Source organism: Agromyces sp. CCNWLW203, from assembly GCF_036576125.1.
Classification (GTDB): Bacteria; Actinomycetota; Actinomycetes; order Actinomycetales; family Microbacteriaceae; genus Agromyces.
This window is the reverse complement of sequence record NZ_JAZHYX010000001.1, coordinates 1,189,610-1,207,185: the sequence shown is the minus strand read 5'-3', so window position 1 is coordinate 1,207,185 and position 17,576 is coordinate 1,189,610. Positions and strand designations below refer to the sequence as shown.

Annotated in this window: 15 protein-coding genes; 3 read left to right on the top strand and 12 right to left on the bottom strand. The window is 70.1% G+C overall.

The features are described from left to right. Positions 1–30 precede the first annotated feature (30 nt). Together VPH61_RS05560 and VPH61_RS05555 are read right to left on the bottom strand one after the other, a co-directional pair. Positions 31–1,686 (bottom strand): SulP family inorganic anion transporter, encoded by a 1,656-nt coding sequence (locus tag VPH61_RS05560; protein WP_332062496.1) that lies wholly within the window; start codon positions 1,684–1,686, stop codon positions 31–33. Between the two features lie 105 nt (positions 1,687–1,791). Continuing rightward, entirely contained in the window at positions 1,792–3,099 is a 1,308-nt protein-coding gene (locus VPH61_RS05555) for an ion channel protein (RefSeq protein WP_332062495.1), read from the bottom strand. 290 nt (positions 3,100–3,389) lie between these two features. Between VPH61_RS05555 and VPH61_RS05550 the strand changes: the two genes are divergently transcribed. Beyond that, entirely contained in the window at positions 3,390–3,797 is a 408-nt protein-coding gene (locus VPH61_RS05550; protein WP_056007404.1) for an SHOCT domain-containing protein, read from the top strand. 154 nt (positions 3,798–3,951) lie between these two features. Then, positions 3,952–5,106, top strand: coding sequence for an epoxide hydrolase family protein (locus VPH61_RS05545; RefSeq protein WP_332062494.1), 1,155 nt, complete (start codon positions 3,952–3,954; stop codon positions 5,104–5,106). 28 nt (positions 5,107–5,134) lie between these two features. On the opposite strand, the gene VPH61_RS05540 is transcribed toward VPH61_RS05545, so the two are convergent. The 6 genes from VPH61_RS05540 to VPH61_RS05515 form a co-directional block, all read right to left on the bottom strand. Further along, positions 5,135–6,286: a DUF998 domain-containing protein gene (locus VPH61_RS05540; RefSeq protein ID WP_332062493.1), complete on the bottom strand. Its 1,152-nt coding sequence runs from the start codon at positions 6,284–6,286 to the stop codon at positions 5,135–5,137. A gap of 113 nt (positions 6,287–6,399) precedes the next feature. Next, entirely contained in the window at positions 6,400–6,891 is a 492-nt protein-coding gene (locus VPH61_RS05535) for a DUF2017 family protein (protein WP_332062492.1), read from the bottom strand. After that, on the bottom strand, positions 6,888–7,178 hold the full coding sequence (clpS, locus tag VPH61_RS05530; RefSeq protein ID WP_332062491.1) for an ATP-dependent Clp protease adapter ClpS: 291 nt from the start codon (positions 7,176–7,178) through the stop codon (positions 6,888–6,890). The genes VPH61_RS05535 and clpS overlap by 4 nt, the downstream gene beginning before the upstream one ends. Positions 7,179–7,279: 101 nt before the next feature. Further along, on the bottom strand, positions 7,280–10,417 hold the full coding sequence (locus VPH61_RS05525) for an alkaline phosphatase D family protein (protein ID WP_332062490.1): 3,138 nt from the start codon (positions 10,415–10,417) through the stop codon (positions 7,280–7,282). 116 nt (positions 10,418–10,533) lie between these two features. Next, a complete protein-coding gene (locus tag VPH61_RS05520) occupies positions 10,534–11,487 on the bottom strand; it encodes a DUF817 domain-containing protein (protein WP_332062489.1) in 954 nt (317 codons plus the stop codon). Continuing rightward, the gene (locus tag VPH61_RS05515) at positions 11,484–12,641 is read right to left on the bottom strand and encodes a class I SAM-dependent methyltransferase (protein WP_332062488.1); all 1,158 of its coding nucleotides are present in this window, start codon (positions 12,639–12,641) and stop codon (positions 11,484–11,486) included. The genes VPH61_RS05520 and VPH61_RS05515 overlap by 4 nt, the downstream gene beginning before the upstream one ends. A gap of 102 nt (positions 12,642–12,743) precedes the next feature. On the opposite strand from VPH61_RS05515, the gene VPH61_RS05510 reads away from it, so the two are divergent. After that, positions 12,744–13,478 (top strand): hypothetical protein, encoded by a 735-nt coding sequence (locus VPH61_RS05510; protein ID WP_332062487.1) that lies wholly within the window; start codon positions 12,744–12,746, stop codon positions 13,476–13,478. A 19-nt stretch (positions 13,479–13,497) separates the two neighbouring features. Here VPH61_RS05510 and VPH61_RS05505 read toward each other — a convergent pair whose 3' ends face one another. The 4 genes from VPH61_RS05505 to dnaK form a co-directional block, all read right to left on the bottom strand. After that, a complete protein-coding gene (locus tag VPH61_RS05505) occupies positions 13,498–13,914 on the bottom strand; it encodes a heat shock protein transcriptional repressor HspR (protein WP_332062486.1) in 417 nt (138 codons plus the stop codon). Positions 13,915–13,923: 9 nt separating this feature from the next. After that, positions 13,924–14,919, bottom strand: a complete 996-nt coding sequence (locus VPH61_RS05500; protein WP_332062485.1) for a DnaJ C-terminal domain-containing protein — start codon at positions 14,917–14,919, stop codon at positions 13,924–13,926. A 138-nt stretch (positions 14,920–15,057) separates the two neighbouring features. Next, on the bottom strand, positions 15,058–15,672 hold the full coding sequence (locus VPH61_RS05495) for a nucleotide exchange factor GrpE (RefSeq protein ID WP_332062484.1): 615 nt from the start codon (positions 15,670–15,672) through the stop codon (positions 15,058–15,060). A 2-nt stretch (positions 15,673–15,674) separates the two neighbouring features. Continuing rightward, the gene (gene dnaK, locus VPH61_RS05490) at positions 15,675–17,549 is read right to left on the bottom strand and encodes a molecular chaperone DnaK (protein ID WP_332062483.1); all 1,875 of its coding nucleotides are present in this window, start codon (positions 17,547–17,549) and stop codon (positions 15,675–15,677) included. Positions 17,550–17,576 lie beyond the last annotated feature (27 nt).

Genomic DNA, 17,576 nt, shown 5'->3' with positions numbered 1-17,576 from the left:
ACTCCTGTCTGGCGGTGGTGCCGCCGTCGTCTAGCGCTGCTGCGGTGGGCTGGAGAGCGCCGCGAGCGCGGCGCGGTTGGTCTCGAAGGTTCGGCGCTCGCCGAGCAGGCCGAGGTCGGTCAACCGGGCGCGGGCATCGGGCCTCACCCGGCTGAAGCCGAGTTCGATGCCGCGGGCGTCGAGCCAGGCGACGAGGGCGGTGAAGCTCTCGGCGCCGGTCACGTCGACGTCGGTGACGGCCTCCATGTCGATGACGACGTGCCGCACGCTGCCCTCGGGAACGGCCTTGACGGCCTTCTTCACGGCGTCGCCGAACACGGAGCCGTTCGCGAAGAAGAGCGGTGCAGCGAGCCGGATGACGATCACGCCGGGCGCCGTCATGGTGCCGACGGGCGCCTCCCCGAGCAGCGACTGCGTCGGCGAGTCGCCGGCAGCGAGCACGTCGATCGGCGGGTTCGCCGCGCGCTTGGCGAGGTTGATGAGCGCCAGCACGAACGCCACGACGATGCCCGCGATCGAGCCGACGAAGAGCGTCACGAGGAAGCAGACGGCGGCGATCGCGAACTCGAAGCGGTCGAGACGCCAGAGCATGCGGAAGTCCTTGATGCCGAGCAGCGGGAGGATCGCGACACCGACGATCGCTCCGATCGCCGGCGACGGGATGTCGGCGAGCAGGGCGGTGCCGAAGAGCAGGAGCAGGAGCGTTCCCACCGCGAGCACGAGCGACGGCAGCTGCGTGCGGGAACCGGCCTGGTCCATCGCCGCGGTGCGCGAGGTCGAGGAGCCCATGGCGAAGCTGCCGCTCGCACCGGCGGCGATGTTGCCGAGGCCGAACGCGAAGAGGTCGCGGTTCGGCCGCGTCGAGTAGTTGTTCTTCTCCCCGTACGACCGCGAGACGAGCAGCCCCTCAGCCGTCGTCACCATCGTGAGCGCGATCGCCGAGGGCACGAGCATGAGCCACATCGACCAGTCGATGACGGGCCAGGTGAGCGCGGGGGGTCCGGCCGGCACCGCGCCGAGCACGTCGACGCCGGCGTCGTCGAGATCGGCGATGACGACCACGACCGTCGCGACGATCAGCACGATGAGGGCCCACGGCACGAGCCGCAGGAACCGCTGGCCGAGGATGAGCACCGCGACCGAGAGCGCCGCGATGGTGAGCGACCACGGGTTCGTCGTGCCGAGACCGGCCACGAGCCCGACGACCTTGTCGACGAACTCCCCGCCCGAGTCGATCTTCACCCCGAGCATCTTCGCGACCTGACTCACGAGGATGTCGAGCGCGAGGCCGCCGACGAAGCCAACGAGGATCGGCTTCGACAGGAAGTTGGCGATGAATCCGAGCTTGAAGACCGACAGAAGCACGAACAGGATGCCGCAGATGATCGCCTGCGCGAGCGCGAGCGTCGCGTAGTCGGAGCTGCCGGCGGTCGCGAGCCCGCCGAGGGACGAGGCGACGAGGGCGGCGGCCGCGGCATCCGGAGACACGACCAACTGCCGCGACGAGACGACGAGCGCGTAGACGACGGTCGGCACGATGAGCGCGTAGAGGCCCGCGGTCGGCGGCAGGCCGGCGATCTGCGCGTACCCGATGTTCAGGGGGATCGCGATCGCGAGCAGGGTGACGCCCGCGGTCAGCTCGCGCACGACGTTCTTCCTGCTGAGCCCCACCAGCGGCTTCTGCACCGGTACCCCCTCCGTCTGCTCAGAACGACCCTAGCGAGCGGATGCCGCGCTGCACCCGCTTCTCGTTCCGCGTCGCGCCTTCTTCCCGGCGCCGCACCGCCGTCCTCAGTCGACGCTGGCCGGAGCCGCCGGAGCCGGCGCGGACTCGGGGTCCTTCTTCGGCGCCGCGATCCGGAACTCGGGCGCACCCGTCACGAGGAGCCACGCCGGCAGCACGATGACGCACAGCATCGGCAGGATCGTGATGTCGCCCGCGACGGCGACGCCGACGAAGATCGCGATCCAGCCGTCGCGGGTCACGACGAGCAGCACCCCGACGACGGCGCAGCCGACGGCGAGGCCGAGCGGCAGCGACGGGATCAGCGCGTGGCCCAGCATGCCGAGCGCCACGGCGATGAAGGTCGCCGGGAACACGCGGCCGCCGCGGAACAGCGAGCTCGCCGCGATGAGCAGCGCGAGGATCTTGATGCCCGCGATCGCGGCGAGCTGCGGCGCATCGTAGGCGGTGGGATCCTGGAGCAGCTCGCCGATCTCCTCGAGGCCCTTGAACATCGTGATGGGGCCGCCGAGGAAGCCGAGGAGACCGAGCAGGAGCCCTCCGGCCGTGGCGATGAGCACCGGGTGGCGGAGCGAGTGCATGGCCCGGTAGATGAGCGGGAACGCGGCCAGCATCGCGAGGCCGATGATCGCGGCGGCGGTCGCCACGATCGCGCCGGTGAGGAGGTCGAGCGCCTGCGGTGCGCCGTAGGGCGGCAGGCTGAACGAGAAGATCGGCGCGCCGACGAGGCGCATCGTGAATGCGCCGGCGCCCGCCGCGACGAGCGGCAGGAACAGGCGGTCCCACAGCGCACCGCCCGACTTCAGCGCCGCGACGATGCCCGTGAAGACGAGGGCCGCCGCGACGGGAGTGCCGAAGAGCGCACCGATCGTGGCCGAGGCCGCGAGCAGCACGGTCAGCTGCGTCGGCACTCCGGGCATGAAGCGGGCCATGGCCGCCACCATGAGCGCCGTGTTGACCGCGATGATCGGGTTCTCGGGGCCGAGGCTCACGCCGCCGGCGAGCGCGAGCACCGTGACGATGAGCACGCCCGGCAGGTTCTTCAGGGGCTGCGGTTCCTCGACGAGTTCGGTGGTCGCCGAGTCGGGGCCGCCATGACCGGGCACGAACCGGAGCACGAGCCCCACCGCGAGCCCGGTGAGCGTGAGCACCGCGACGGTCCACCAGCCCGACGGATCGACGCCGAGCGCATCGGGCAGCGCGTCCCAGAGCGCTGACTGCAGCACGGCGGCGAGCCGATCGAGCCCGAAGAGGACGAGCGCGGAGATCACGCCGATCGCGAGCGCCGGGATCGCGAGAAGGAACAGTCGTTTCGGCGTGACCTGCGGGTCGCGCGGCGGGATGGCGAGGCTCACGGTCAGATCCTGTCTGCGGGGGTGAGAGGTGCGGTGGGCAACAGGGTGGCGCTGGGAAGGACGAGGCCGAGGCTCCATCCGTCGATGTCGAGCGATGCCACCCAGTCCGCCACGTGCCCTCCCGGTGCCGAGGGTACCGCCGCGGCCGCCATGCTGCGGGGATGCACGCCGTCACGCCGCGGCGATCTCCGCCCGCGCGGCCTCTGGACGCGCGGCCGGGCGTCGCGATAGGTTCACCTCAGCGGCGCTCTATGGGGGCGTTCATTCACAGTGAAAGGCTGCACACGCACATGAGTTTTTGGGAAAGTTTCTGGGACCTGATCTGGTGGTTCCTCTGGGCGTTCGCGTTCATCGCCTACCTCTTCGCGCTCTTCGCGATCATCGGCGACCTGTTCCGCGACCAGAAGCTCAACGGCTGGTGGAAGGCGGTGTGGATCATCTTCCTGATCTTCGTGCCGTTCCTCACCGCGCTGGTCTACCTGATCGCCCGCGGCAACGGCATGGCCGAGCGCTCGCAGAAGGAGTACAAGCAGGCGCAGGCCGCGACCGACGCGTACATCCGCCAGACGGCCGGTTCTGCCAGCCCGTCCGATGAGATCGCGAAGGCCAAGGGCCTCCTCGACTCGGGCAGCATCACCCAGCAGGAGTTCGAGCTCCTGAAGGCCAAGGCGCTCGCGCACCCCACGCAGACCGTCTGATTCCAGACCTGCAGCTGAGAGGGTCGGATGCTTCGGCATCCGACCCTCTTCGCGTCGTTCGGCCCCGACGCGATCGACGAGGCGCGCGAGCGCCGTCTCGGGGTCTTCGGAATGCGGACGGAAACTGTCCACATGGGTGCGTAGCGTCGCTCCCATGAATCACGACAACACCGACATCCGACCGTTCCGCATCGACATTCCGCAAGCGGAAGTCGACGACCTGAACCGGCGTCTGGCCGCGACGCGCTGGCCCGATGAACTGCCCGGCGTCGGCTGGAGCTACGGCACTCCCCCGAGCTACCTCCAGGGCCTGGCCGACCACTGGCGCACGTCGTACGACTGGCGCGAGCACGAGGCGAGGCTCAACGAGTTTCCGCAGTTCACGACGACGATCGACGGCCAGAACGTGCACTTCCTGCACGTGCGCTCGCCAGAACCCGACGCGATGCCGCTGCTCCTCACGCACGGATGGCCGGGCTCGGTCGTCGAGTTCATGAAGATCATCGGACCGCTCACCGACCCCCGCGCCCACGGCGGCGATCCGGCCGACGCCTTCCATGTGGTCGCCCCGTCGATGCCGGGCTTCGCGTTCTCGGGCCCGACGCACGAGACCGGCTGGGACATGTCGAGGATCGCCCGCGCATGGGCCCAGCTCATGAATCGACTGGGCTACGAGCGCTACGGCGCGCAGGGCGGCGACACCGGCTCGGTGATCTCGCCGATGCTCGGCAGGATCGCGCCCGAGCACGTCATCGGCGTGCACGTGAACGGCAGCCTCGGATTCCCCTCGGGCGACCCGGCGGAGTTCGCCGCCATGACCGAGGCGGAGCAGGCGCGGCTCGGTGCGCTGCAGCAGCAGATGGAGGAGGGCACCGGGTACGCAGTGATCCAGTCCACCCGGCCGCAGACGGTCGGAGTCGGCCTGTCGGACTCGCCGGCAGGCCAGCTCGCGTGGATCGTCGAGCGGTTCAAGGAATGGACCGACCCCGCAGCCGAACTGCCCGAGGACGCGGTCGACCTCGACCAGTTACTCACGAACGTCAGCGTCTACTGGCTGACCGGCACGGCGACGTCGGCGGCCCGTCTCTACCGCGAGGGCCGGGCGAGCTGGGGCCAGGAGACCCAACCCAGCGGAGTTCCCTCGGGCGTTGCAGTGTTCCCCGGCGACTTCGGGATCCGCACGGTCGCCGAGCGCGAGAACAACGTGGTGCACTGGTCGGAATTCGATCGCGGCGGCCACTTCCCGGCCATGGAGGTCCCCGACCTCCTCGTGGGCGACATCCGCACGTTCTTCCGCGGGCTCCGCTGACGGCGGCCGCCTCCGGCTACAGCTACGGCTACGCCACCCGGGAGACCTCGGGGATCGGCGTCGCCGCGGCATCCGTCGTCGACTGCCCGTGCATGGCGCCCGTGTTGCGGAGGAAGACGATGATCCAGCTGAAGATGAGCACGGCTGCGACGAGCTCGACCGCGGTGAGGTTGTAGTACCCCGTCGCGAAGAACACGGCGAGCACCACGATCACGCCGACGTAGACGTAGCCGAGCAGGATGAACACCCTCGGCATCGACGGGATGAACCAGCGCAGCCCGATCACGAGCACGGCGAAGGCGATCGCCATGCCCGTGGCGACCGTGTTGTGCAACACGAAGAATCGGTCGACCGGGAAGACGCCGACGCAGGCGAGGAAGATCCCGATGAGGATCATGCCGACCCGCACGACGTTGCGGCCGCGCAGCTCCGCGTGCGTCGTGGTCGGCACCGCGGCCGTCGCGTACCTGGCGATCGTCGTGACGATGACGCCCGCGATGATGAGGGTCAGGTTGAACGCGAGCGCAGAGATGTCGTTCGTCATGCCGAGCGCGCTCAGGTTCATCTGCCACCAGAGCGGATCGCTCGAGCTCAACATGCTCGCGAGCGCGCCCACCACGAGGAAGAGGGCCAGCACGAACGAGAGCAGCATCGGCGTCAGGTGCGCCGAGGAGAGGAACACCGCGTAGGCGGTGACGGCCATGCCGACGCCCGCGAGCACGGCGCCGGGGAACGTGAAGACGACCGCGCCCTGGAAGCTCTGCTCGAGCAGGTCGGCGAGGCCGATCCAGCCGAGGAGAGCGATGAAGGCGTGCGCGAGGGCGATGGCGGCGAGGTCGAACCAGTGGATGCGCGCACCCGGCGCATCGAGCCCAGGCAGGGCCGCGTCGGCGAACCCGGCGGCATTGCGGGTGCGCAGCGCGAGGCGGGCGAGCACGAAGGCGAGGAGCGTCGCGATCGCCGCGCCGACGGCGACGAATTCACCGAGCGAGCCCGGCCCCGCGATCGGCAGGTCATGGCCCAGGAAGACGAGCCAGGCGACGAGACCGCCGACGACGAAGACCGCGGCGCCGATCAGCAGGGCGATCGATTCGAGCGACTCGGCGGTCGCAGCCGGATGCCGCAGCACCCGTCCGATCGAGGACGGGGCGGGCGCCAGGGTCGCGGTGTCTCGGCTCACGGATGCTCCTTCGAAATGGACTCGGCATCAGCATGCCAGTGAAGGGACCCCGCTCCGCGGAACGACGCTCAGCACAGGCTCAGCCCTTGGCTCGGCGCAGACTCAGCGCGGGCTCAGCCCTTGATGGGGTCGAGCACCTCGAGCATCGAGCCCTGCACGAATCCCGCCCATTCGTAGGCGGCACGCAGGTAGTCGTCGCGGGTCTCGTCGGCGTCGGTCTCGTCTTCGTCGACGATGCCGACCCGTTCGGCGAGGATCAACCGCAGGTCGGTGAGGAAGGTCAGCCAGCCCCACGCCTCGGACTGGTCGAGTTCGATCTGCACGACCCCGCCGGGCTCCTCGACCGCGGTGGCGTCGCGCACCCGCTGGGCCGCCTGGCGCTTGCCGTCGACCAGGCTGTCGCGCGTGTAGCGGGTGTAGTCGTGGGCGGCATCGTGGTCGTCGGGGTACGCGTTCGGCAGCAGCCTTCCGAGCGCGGGGTCGTCGGCCTCGCCGAGGAGGAGTACCGAGTCGACCTGGTCGGCGAGCTCCGAGAGCAGCATCGCCTCTTCGGTCTCGAGCACGATGCGCACGCCCTCGCCGCCGCCGAGCCCTGCGACGATCACGGCTCGACCCGCTCGACGGTGGCCTGCAGGCCGTAGCCGTGCATCGCCTGCGCGTGCCGCTCCATGGCCTCGCGGTTTCCGGTGGCCACGACGGCGCGGCCCTCGGTGTGCACGAGCAGCATGAGCCGCTCGGCCTCGGCGCGCGGGAACCCGAAGTAACTGCGGAAGACGTAGCTCACGTAGGTCATGAGGTTCACCGGGTCGTCCCACACGACCGTGCGCCACGGCAGCTGCACCGAGGCGCGCAGTGCGTCTTCGGTGTCGAGCTGTTCGAGCGTGGAGGTCACGCTCCAAGCCTGACACGGCCGTCGGCCGGACGGAACCCCGCGGGGTCCGCCCGGCCGACGGTTCGAGCTGCAGCGCGGCGCCGATCAGCGGGCGCCGGCCATCACGGCGCGGCCGGGTACGGTGCCGAGAGCTCGACCGTCACCGGTGCACCGCCGGCCGTGGCGGTCACGCGAACCGCCACGCTGCCGGCGGCGACGCTCGCCGCTCGAACCGAGAACGTGTGGGTGGCGTTTCGGCCCGGCGCGACGGTGGCGAACGACTTCGTGCCGAACGCCGACGTCAACTCGACCGCGATCGGCACGCTCTCGCGGTTCGTCACCTTGACCGCGACATAGGCCTTGCCGCCGAGGATGCGGGACTCGGCGACCGCATCGACCGAGAGCGAGGGCGCCGCGACGCGGCGGCCGTGCACCGTGACCTCGGCGGCGCCGCCGAACTGCAGGCCGTTCTGGGCGTTGATTCCGACGAGCTTGATGAATCGCGCCGAGGTGGCGGCGAAGTTCACGCGCGTCGCGGCGGCACCGACCGTGAAGGACCCGGTCGCGACCGGGTCGCCCCACGCGACGCCGTCCTGCGAGAGGAAGAGCTGGTAGTCCTTGATGCGGCCGTTCGTGCCCGACTGCCGAGGAAGGTAGGTCATGCCGTCGACGGCGTGCTCCGCGCCGAGGCCGATCGCGATCCAGTGCGGATAGCTCGCCGGGTTCGTCGACCACCGGGTGTGCCAGAAGCTCGCGGCGCTGCCGTCGATCGCCTTCTCCGCGGCATCCGCCGGCTTCTCATCGCTGCTGACGCCGGCGATCGAGAGCCGTGACTGCGGCAGGGTGCCGGCCGGCAGCAGGGCGACGGTCGTGTCGAACGAGACCTGGCCGGCGCCCTGCGGCGACGAGAACGCACCCGTGACCGTGAACGGATAGGCCTGCTGCGGCGCACCGGCCGGCGGCGTCACCGTCCACGTGGTCGTGCGGTTCTCGCCCGCGCGCACCGAGTCGAACGTGTCATCGGTGGCGGCGAGCGCAGTCCACCCCTCGGGCGCGGCGAGCGCCATCGCGACACCCGTCATCTCGTCGCTCGAGTTGTTCGTGAACGAGGTCGTCACGACGCCCTCTTCATCGGTGACGAGCTCGGTCGATCCCTCGAACGCCACCCACGCGTCTTGCGGAGCGAGCTGATCGGTGTCGGTGTTCACCTCGAAGATCCGCCTGCCGTCGCGGTTGATCCAGGTCGCCTTCAGCGTCGCCGGCTCGACCGTGGTGTCCGCCTCGAGACGCAGGAACACGTGCGGCTCGACCGCACTGTGCACGAGCGACGGATGCGGCACGTTCAGGCTCGGGATGACCGAGCTGTGCATCGGGCTCACGATGAACTGCCAGAGGTCGTACCCGACACGGGGTCCGTAGTTCAGCGCACGGGACACGTGGATGTCGCCGCCGACGAGGAAGACGCCCGAGATGCGGTTCGCGGCGATGAAGTCGAGGATCGCGTCGCGCTCGTGGGCGTAGGTGCCCCAGTCGTCGCTCTCGGCATTCTGCTTGTCGTCCCAGATCATGCCCGTGGCGAGCGCCTTGAAGGGCGCCGTGCTCGCGAGGAGCTTCTCCTGCAGCCACGCCCACTGCACGTCGCCGATCGCGGTCTGCTGGTCGGGGTCGGCCCAGCTCGGACCGGTGCGGCTGAACCAGCGCGGGTCGAGCAGGAACACCTCGATCGGGCCGCGTCGGAACGAGGTGTAGATGCCCTCGCCGGCCTCGGTGCGCACGGTCAGCTGCTCGCCGTCGGTGTCGTGTCCGAAGATCGCGTTCGCCCGGTAGTCGACGAGGGCGGTGCGGTTGTTGCGCTTGCCGACGAGGTCGCCGTGCACGTCGTTGCCGCCGAAGTCGTGGTCGTCCCAGGTGGCCCAAACGGGCATCGTGCTCGTCAGCGCGGTGAGCTGCGGCTGCTCGAGGAACGCGCGCTGCTTCGTGCGCGCGACGTCGAGGTTCGTGCTGTCGATGTACGGCGTGTCGCCGAGCATGACGAAGCCGTCGACCCCCTCGGCGAGGATGCGGTCCCAGATGTGGTTCGCCTCGGTCCAGACGCACGAGCCCATGCCCATCACGAGGTGGGTCGGCTCGTCGTGCGGCGTCGAGGTCGAGAACGAGCCGCCGACGTCGAGGCCGGGGATCGCGCCGCCTGCGGGGGCGATCGAGTACCTGTAGGCCGTGCCCGCGATCAGCCCGGTGAGGTCGAACAGCACGGTGGAGTCGTTGGCCGGCGACAACTCGGCCTCGACCGACTGCGGTTCGCCTTCCTCGCTCGAGTAGGTGCAGACCCAGGTCGTGCGGTCGTGCAGGTCGCTGCCGGGCCGGATGAGGATGCGGGCATGCTCGGTGCCGGTGTCGCCGACCAGCGGGCCGGCGAAGGCCTGCAGGGTCGGGGGCACCTCAAGCGCGGTGCCCGCGCGAACGCTCTGCACGTAGGCGGTCAGCGCCGTGAAGAACATCTCGCTGTCGGCGATCGCTCCTGCCGGCTGCAGGGCGGCACCGGCGGCGTTGTAGCACTTGTCGATCGTGAGGCTCGTGATGATGAACCGGCCGGAGCCGTGCGCGGCCTCGAGCATCGCCGGAGGCCGGCCGGCCGCCTGGCAGCTCAGCAGCACCCGCATCTGGCGCCAGTCGAGCAGCGACTCCCAGCTGACGCGGATTTGGGTCGAGCGCCCGGTGAAGACCTTGCCGTCGACGACGCGCAGGTGGGCGACGAGGGGGTGGTCGGTCGCGACCGGGAAGATCGTGTCGTAGTCGGAGTCGTTGCGGGTCGCCATGAGCGGCGCCGGCAGGTATCCGACCGTCGGGTTGAACTGGTCGGACTGCGCCATGTCGAGCACGACGCCGCCCGCCGCGACGAACGCCTGGATCGAGGCGGCCTGGGCGGTGATGTACGCCCCGTAGGTCGGCTCGTTGTTCGTGAAGCTGCCGAACGCGATGAGGTCGACGCCCTGTTCGGTCGCGGGCTTCGCCGGGTCGAACGGCACCACGGCGCATCCGGCCTTCGTGAACAACTGGGTGAGCCCCGTCGCGCTCGTCCACTGGTCGCGGAACTCGAGCACGGCGACGCGCACGGGGTTCTCATCGGCCGCGGCGGCCGGCCCGCCCTGCGCGATGAGCGCCGCAGCGGCCCCCACGGCAGCTCCGCCGAGGAACCCTCGCCGGCTGGTCAGGTGGCGATCCCGCGATTTCGTCGGCTGGTTATCGGATGTTTCGGTCACAGAGGCCTCCTCGGTGTCGACATTGACGCGCGCGAACACAGCGCGCCCGTCGGAGATCATCTGAACCGACGGCCGTGGCGCCGTGCGAACGGCCGGATGAACGCCGGGGGGCGTGCCTATGACGACGGGGCCGAGTTGTCCGAAGAACTTCGAGGGGCGCGAGGCGGGTACACGAGCGTGACGAGCACCACCGAGATGATCATCAGCAGGAACCATGACACGAGCTTCGACGGTGAGACGAGCTGCCAGCCGTCGAGCTGGTCGGGGTAGAGCCAGGCGCCGGCCCAGGTGCCGATGTTCTCGGCGAACCAGATGAAGAGGGCCACGAGCGCGAAGCTCACGAGCACCGGCATGCGCGGGGTGCGCCGCCAGACGCGGAAGTGCATCATCGTCGGCCACCACAGGGCGACGACCGCCACGACCAGCATCCAGCGCAGGTCGACGATGAAGTGGTGCGTGAAGAAGTTCGCGTAGATCGCCGCCGCGACGACGACCGTGAGCCAGCGCCGCGGATAGCGGGTGAAGCCGAGGTCGAAGAGGCGGTAGACCCGCACCATGTACGAGCCGACGGCCGCGTACATGAAGCCGGTGAAGAGCGGCACCCCGGCGATGCGCAGCACGCCGTCGCCGTCGTACGACCACGAGCCGACGTCGGTCTTGAAGATCTCCATGACCGTGCCGGTCACGTGGAAGAGCACGATCACCCAGAGCTCGCGCCCCGATTCGAGACGCGTCGCGACCATCACGACCTGGATCACGACCGCGGCGATCGTGAGCGCGTCGTTGCGTGCGAGTGCCGCGTCGTCGGGGTACCAGAGCCGTGCCGCGACGATCACGGCGAGCAGGGCGGCGCCGAAGATGCAGGCCCAGGCCTGCTTCGCGCCGAACACCAGGAACTCGATGAACCCGGCACGGATGCCGCGCTCCGACGCCCCCGCGAGCAGGCGATGCGCGCCGCGGTCGAGGGCCCGCTCGACCGCCGTGAGCTGGCGCCGGTCATCAGCGCCTGCTGCGCGAGCCGCGCCCTCAGCTCCCGGCCGACTGGTCGTGACCGGAACCTCGCCGGTCATGCCGCCCGCCGCGAGGCCGTCACGGTGAACTTCGGATTCCTGGCGATCTGCCGAGTGCTGCCGACGACCCGCTCGAGGAGCGGCCGGTACGCCAGGTGCGAGTTCCACACGCACCAGAGCTCGCCGCCGGGTGCCAGCACGCGCGCGGCGTCGGCGAAGAGGTGCGCGGCGATGCCGGTCGAGATCGCCGCGTCGCTGTGGAACGGCGGGTTCAGCACGATGAGTCGCTCACTCGCATCGGGGAGCGCCTCGAGGCCGTCGGCGCGGGTCACGTGCACGCGATCCGCGACCCCGTTGGCCTCGGCGGTCAGCCGAGCGGATGCCGCAGCCGACGCCGAGCGATCGGTCGCCGTGACCCGCAGCCCGGGTCGCGCTCGCGCGAGCCACGCCGCCACGACGCCCGTGCCGCACGCGAGGTCGACGGCGGTCGCGGCATCCGGAGCAGCATCGCCCAACTGCTCGAGCAGGAACCGGGTGCCGATGTCGACGCCCGTGCCGGCGAAGACGCCGCCGTGCGCGACGACCGTGAGGCCGAGGTCGTCGTGCCGGGTGCGGCGCGGCCAGCCGCCCCCCACCGCGGGTTGAGGAGCGCCCGACGAAGGAGGACGCGTCTCGAAACCCGCCTCCGACGCCATCAGCACTCGCGACTTCTGCCGGGCCCGGCTCACGTCGAGCCGCCCGAAGCTGCGAGCGAGCACCTCGTTCATCGCGAGCGTCATGTGCTTGATCCGCCCGCCCGCGACGACGACGACCCTCGGGTCCGCGTGCGCCGCAACGAGCTGCGACACCTCATCGAGCCGGTCGAGCGAGCGCGGCAGCCGCATGAGCACGAGCCGTGCACCAGCGACGAGTTCGGGGGCGAGCGGCATCGATCGCACCTCGCCCTCGAGCGCGAGCCGGCCCGCGTTCTCGGCCAGTGCCCGCTCCCCCGTCACGAGGTCCTGGTGCACCCGGATGCCCCTCGCACCCGCGTACGCCGCGGCGAGCGCGAGCGCCCCGTAGGAGTCGTCGACGACGACGATCTCCCCCGGCCCAGCCTCGCCGATGAGTGCCGCCGCCTCGTCGAGGATCAGTCGGTCCGCGGCATCCGACGCCTCGAGCCCCGGCCCCTCGACATCGGGGCGGCGCCGCAGGGCGTCGAAGTCGAAGGGCATCCCCCAAGGGTACGCGGCACCCGCCGCCCGAACGGGTGCACCTGATCACGAGCGATTTCGCTGGGTGCGGCTCTCGGCGGGGTTTGCTACCCTCGGTGCCGCATGCAGGACGCACGGACCGGGGGACGACGGGCGGCGCGACATGAGGTCGCGACGCCCGTGACGCGTCCCCGCCGACCGGTGCGGTCGCGCACTGGTTCGCCCCGCCGGTCGCTCGCCGCGGCCGCCGTGCTCTCCGTGATCGGCCTGCTCGCAGGACTCGCCCTCGCCCCGCTGCCGCAGGCGCAACCCGGCGGCCTGGCGTCCGTCGCGGCGGCGAACGCGCCGCACCGCGGAGCCGTGCAAGATCTCAGGGTCGCATCGGATGTCGCGGCGCCCGCCGTCTCGCAGGAGTCCTACGTCGCGACCACCGGCGAGCAGACGCTCGTCGCCGGCGGCACGAACGTCGACTGGGCCAAGCTCGTGCTCATCGAGGGCGCGTGGCCGCTGACCGAGGAGAACATCACGTTCATGATGCGGTGGATGCGTCAGGAGAACGGCGCCGACAATTGGTGGAACCGCAACAATCCCCTGAACAACGGGCAGGGCTCGGGCGGCGGTTCGGGTCTCGGCAGTTACCCGTCCCTCATCGAGGCCGCGTACTACGCCGCCGAGAACCTGCAATCGGGTCGGTACCCCGAGGTCGACGCGGCGCTCGCGCGGGGCGACTCGGCCGACGCGACGGCGCAGGCCATCTGGGCCTCGGCATGGGCGTCGAGCCACTACGGCTATGGCACGCACTGGAGCTCGCGGCCCTACGACGTCATCGAGGCGCCGGCGTCGGCGTGGGGCCGCTGAGCAGTTCGCGCAAGTTGCGCTAGTCGCGCTCGAGCGGGCGCCAGACGACGACCGCGTTCTCGCGTCGCACCCGGGTGCCGGCCTTCAGCGAGATGACCTCGCCCGCCGAACCCGCCGCGAACACGCGCCGGCCGGGGCGGTTCAGCATCTCGTCGGCGAGCGCGGCCTCGAGTTCGCGCACGCGCGCACGCAGTGTCGCCACCTCGTCTTCGAGGCCGAGCACCCGGCGGATGCCCTCGAGGCTCACGCCCTCGCTCGAGAGCTGGGCGATCTCGCGCAGCTGCACGACGTCGTGCATCGAGTAGCGCCGCGACTTACCCGCGGTGCGGGTCGGCGAGACGAGCCCGAGCCGGTCGTACTGGCGCAGCGTCTGCGGGTGCATGCCCGCGAGCTCGGCGGCGACGGAGATGACGAAGAGCGGGCTCCTCTCGTTCATCTCCACCGCCTAGCCCTTCGCTTTCGCGAGCAGGTCGTCGCGGGGGTTCTCGTCGGGCAGCAGCGCGGCGAACTCCTCGAGCTTCGTCTCCGCCTCCTTCGAGAGGTGGGACGGCACGGCCACCTGCACGACCGCGAGCAGGTCTCCGGTGCCCTTCGGCGTCTCGACGCCGCGTCCCTTGACCCGCAGCACCCGGCCGCTCGGCGTGCCGGGGGCGACGCGCAGCTTCACCGGGTCGCCGCCGAGGGTCGGCACCTGGATGGTCGCACCGAGCGCCGCCTCGGTGAACGTGACGGGCACGGTGACCCTGAGGTTCAGGCCGTCGCGCTCGAAGACCGGGTGCTTGCGTACCGTCACGGTCAGCACGATGTCGCCGGGCTCGCCGCCGTCGGGCGAGGGCTGGCCCTTGCCGCGCAGGCGGATCTTCTGACCGTCGGCGACACCCGCGGGAATGCGCACCGTGATCGGCTTGCCCTCGGCGGTCTGCAGGGTGATCTGGTCGCCCTTGGTGGCCGTGACGAAGTCGAGGGTGGTCGACGCCGTGACATCCCGCCCCTTGGTGGGGCCGCCGGCGCCGCGGTAGCCGCCGGTCGGTTGACCGAACCGGCCGCCGCCGAAGAGCCCGCCGAGCAGGTCGTCGTAGTCGCCGCCCTGCTGGAACGTGTAGGACTGGCCTCGGCCGCCGCCGCCCTGGCCGAACATGCCGCCGAAGACGTCTTCGAAGCCGCCGGCGCCGCCGGCACTGCCGGGCGCCGTGAAACGAGCGCCGGAGCCCATGGCCCGCACGGCGTCGTACTCCTTGCGCTGCTCGGGATCCGCGAGCACGGAGTGCGCCTCGCTGATCTCCTTGAACTTCGCCTCGGCGGCAGCATCACCGGGGTTGGAGTCGGGGTGGTACTTGCGCGCGAGCTTGCGGTACGTCTTCTTGAGCTCCGCATCGCTCACGTCTTTGGAGACGCCGAGCACCTTGTAGAAGTCCTTGTCGAACCAATCCTGACTGGCCACCGGCACCTCCTCTTCTGAAATCTAGTCGTGTGTGTCTGTCGGGCAGGTCTTCTGCCGGTCGAGGAGCGCGAAGTGCGTACCGAGACCTCGTGACGGGTCTCGATACGCTCCTTCGTCGCTACTCGACCGACGGGTGCACTACTGCGGGGTCTTCACGACGACCTTCGCCGCGCGAAGCTGCGTTCCGCCGAGCATGTAGCCCGTCTCGACGACATCGGCGACCGTGTCGATCTCGACGTCGCCCGACGGCTGCTGGAAGATCGCCTCGTGCCGCTGCGGATCGAACGGCTCGCCCACCTCGCCGAAGGCGGTGAGGCCGAGCTTCTCGACCGAGCCGCGCAGCTTCGCCGCGATGGTCGCGAACGGAGCGTCGCCCTCGAGGTCGCCGTGCTTCTCGGCACGGTCGAGGTCGTCGAGCACGGGCAGCAGCACGGCTACCGCCGCGCCGACGGCCCGTTCGCGCTCGAGTTCACGGTTCGCCTCGGTGCGCTTGCGGTAGTTGGCGTACTCCGCGGTGATGCGCTTGAGGTCGGCCAGGTGCTCGTCGCTCGGATCCTGCACCTCGGCGTTCGCCGCGTTCAGGATGTCGTCGACGGTGAGCACGTCTTCGTCGGCCTCGGGGTTCTCGGCCTCGGGGGTCTCTCCCTCGGCGTCCTCCCCCTCGGGGGTGACGGATGCCGCGGCATCCGTCACCTCGTCGGCGGCGCCGGCGTCGGGATCGGGGACCTCGGGAGTCTCCTTCTCGTCTGCCATGGCTACTTCTTCTCTTCCTCGTCGTCGATGACCTCGGCGTCGACCACGTCCTCGTCGGAGGACTGGTCGCCCTCGGCGCCGGACGCGTTCGCGTCTTCGCCGGCCGCGGCGCTCGCGTCGGCCTGCTGCGACTGGGCGTAGATCGCCTCGCCGAGCTTGCCCTGCGACGCGTTGAGCTTCTCGAAGGCCGACTTCACGGCCTCGTCGTCTTCACCCGCGAGCGCGGTCTTCAGCGCGTCGACGTCGCCCTGGACCTCGGACTTGACGTCAGCGGGGAGCTTGTCGTCGTTGTCCTTGATGAGCTTCTCGATCGAGTAGACGAGCTGCTCGGCCTGGTTGCGGGTCTCAGCCGACTCGCGACGCGCCTTGTCTTCGGCGGCGTGCTCCTCGGCCTCCCTCACCATGCGCTCGATGTCGTCCTTCGGGAGGCTCGAGCCGCCCGAGATCGTCATGCGCTGCTCCTTGCCGGTGCCCTTGTCCTTCGCCGACACGTGCACGATGCCGTTGGCGTCGATGTCGAACGTGACCTCGATCTGCGGCACGCCGCGAGGCGCCGGCGCGATGCCCGTGAGCTCGAAGGTGCCGAGCGGCTTGTTGTCGCGGGTGAACTCGCGCTCGCCCTGGAAGACCTGGATCGCGACCGACGGCTGGTTGTCGTCGGCGGTCGTGAAGGTCTCGCTGCGCTTGGTCGGGATCGCCGTGTTGCGCTCGATGAGCTTCGTCATGATGCCGCCCTTGGTCTCGATGCCGAGGCTGAGGGGGGTGACGTCGATGAGCAGCACGTCTTTGCGCTCGCCCTTGAGGACGCCCGCCTGGAGTGCCGCGCCGACGGCGACGACCTCATCGGGGTTGACGCCCTTGTTGGGCTCCTGGCCGGTCTCCTTCTTGACGAGCTCGCTGACCGCGGGCATGCGCGTCGAGCCGCCGACGAGCACGACGTGCGCGATGTCGGAGAGCTTGACGCCGGCCTCGCGGATGACGTCTTCGAACGGCTTCTTCGTGCGGTCGAGCAGGTCGCTCGTCATGTTCTCGAACTCGGCGCGCGTGAGCGTCTCGTCGAGGTTCGCAGGGCCGTTCTCGGTGAGCGAGAGGTAGGGCAGCTGGATGGACGCCTTCAGGTTCGAGGACAGTTCCTTCTTGGCCTGCTCTGCGGCCTCCTTCAGGCGCTGCTTGGCGATCTTGTCGTTCGAGACGTCGACGCCCGTCGACTCCTTGAACTTCTTGATGAGCCAGTCGACGACGCGCTGGTCCCAGTCGTCGCCGCCGAGGCGGTTGTCGCCCGCGGTCGCCTTGACCTGGATGGTCGAGAAGTCGTCGTCTTTGCCCACCTCGAGGAGGGACACGTCGAACGTGCCGCCACCGAGGTCGAAGACGAGGATGAGCTCGTCCTCCTTGCCCTTGTCGAGGCCGTACGCGAGTGCGGCAGCGGTGGGCTCGTTGATGATGCGCAGCACGTTCAGGCCCGCGATCTCGCCGGCCTCCTTCGTGGCCTGGCGCTCGGCGTCGTTGAAGTACGCGGGCACCGTGATGACGGCGTCGGTGACGGTGTCGCCGAGGTACTGCTCGGCGTCGCGCTTCAGCTTCTGCAGGATGCGCGCCGAGATCTCTTGCGGCGTGTACTGCTTGCCGTCGATCTCGTCGGTCTTCCAGTCGGTGCCGACGTGGCGCTTGACCGACGCGATGGTGCGGTCGACGTTGGTGACGGCCTGGCGCTTCGCGGTCTCGCCGACGAGCACCTCGCCGTCTTTCGTGAATGCGACGACCGACGGGGTCGTACGGAGGCCCTCCGCGTTCGCGATGACCGTGGGCTCGCCGCCCTCGAGGACCGCGACGACCGAGTTGGTGGTGCCGAGGTCGATTCCTACTGCACGTGACATGTGTGTTCTCCTTCTCCCCCTCGCCGG

Coding starts and splice junctions, on each gene's coding strand:
- VPH61_RS05495 (WP_332062484.1), bottom strand. CDS start 15,672: ATGGCAGACGAGAAGGAGACTCCCGAGGTCCCCGATCCCGACGCCGGC.
- dnaK (WP_332062483.1), bottom strand. CDS start 17,549: ATGTCACGTGCAGTAGGAATCGACCTCGGCACCACCAACTCGGTCGTC.
- VPH61_RS05545 (WP_332062494.1), top strand. CDS start 3,952: ATGAATCACGACAACACCGACATCCGACCGTTCCGCATCGACATTCCG.
- VPH61_RS05510 (WP_332062487.1), top strand. CDS start 12,744: ATGCAGGACGCACGGACCGGGGGACGACGGGCGGCGCGACATGAGGTC.
- VPH61_RS05520 (WP_332062489.1), bottom strand. CDS start 11,487: ATGACCGGCGAGGTTCCGGTCACGACCAGTCGGCCGGGAGCTGAGGGC.
- VPH61_RS05505 (WP_332062486.1), bottom strand. CDS start 13,914: ATGAACGAGAGGAGCCCGCTCTTCGTCATCTCCGTCGCCGCCGAGCTC.
- VPH61_RS05515 (WP_332062488.1), bottom strand. CDS start 12,641: ATGCCCTTCGACTTCGACGCCCTGCGGCGCCGCCCCGATGTCGAGGGG.
- VPH61_RS05550 (WP_056007404.1), top strand. CDS start 3,390: ATGAGTTTTTGGGAAAGTTTCTGGGACCTGATCTGGTGGTTCCTCTGG.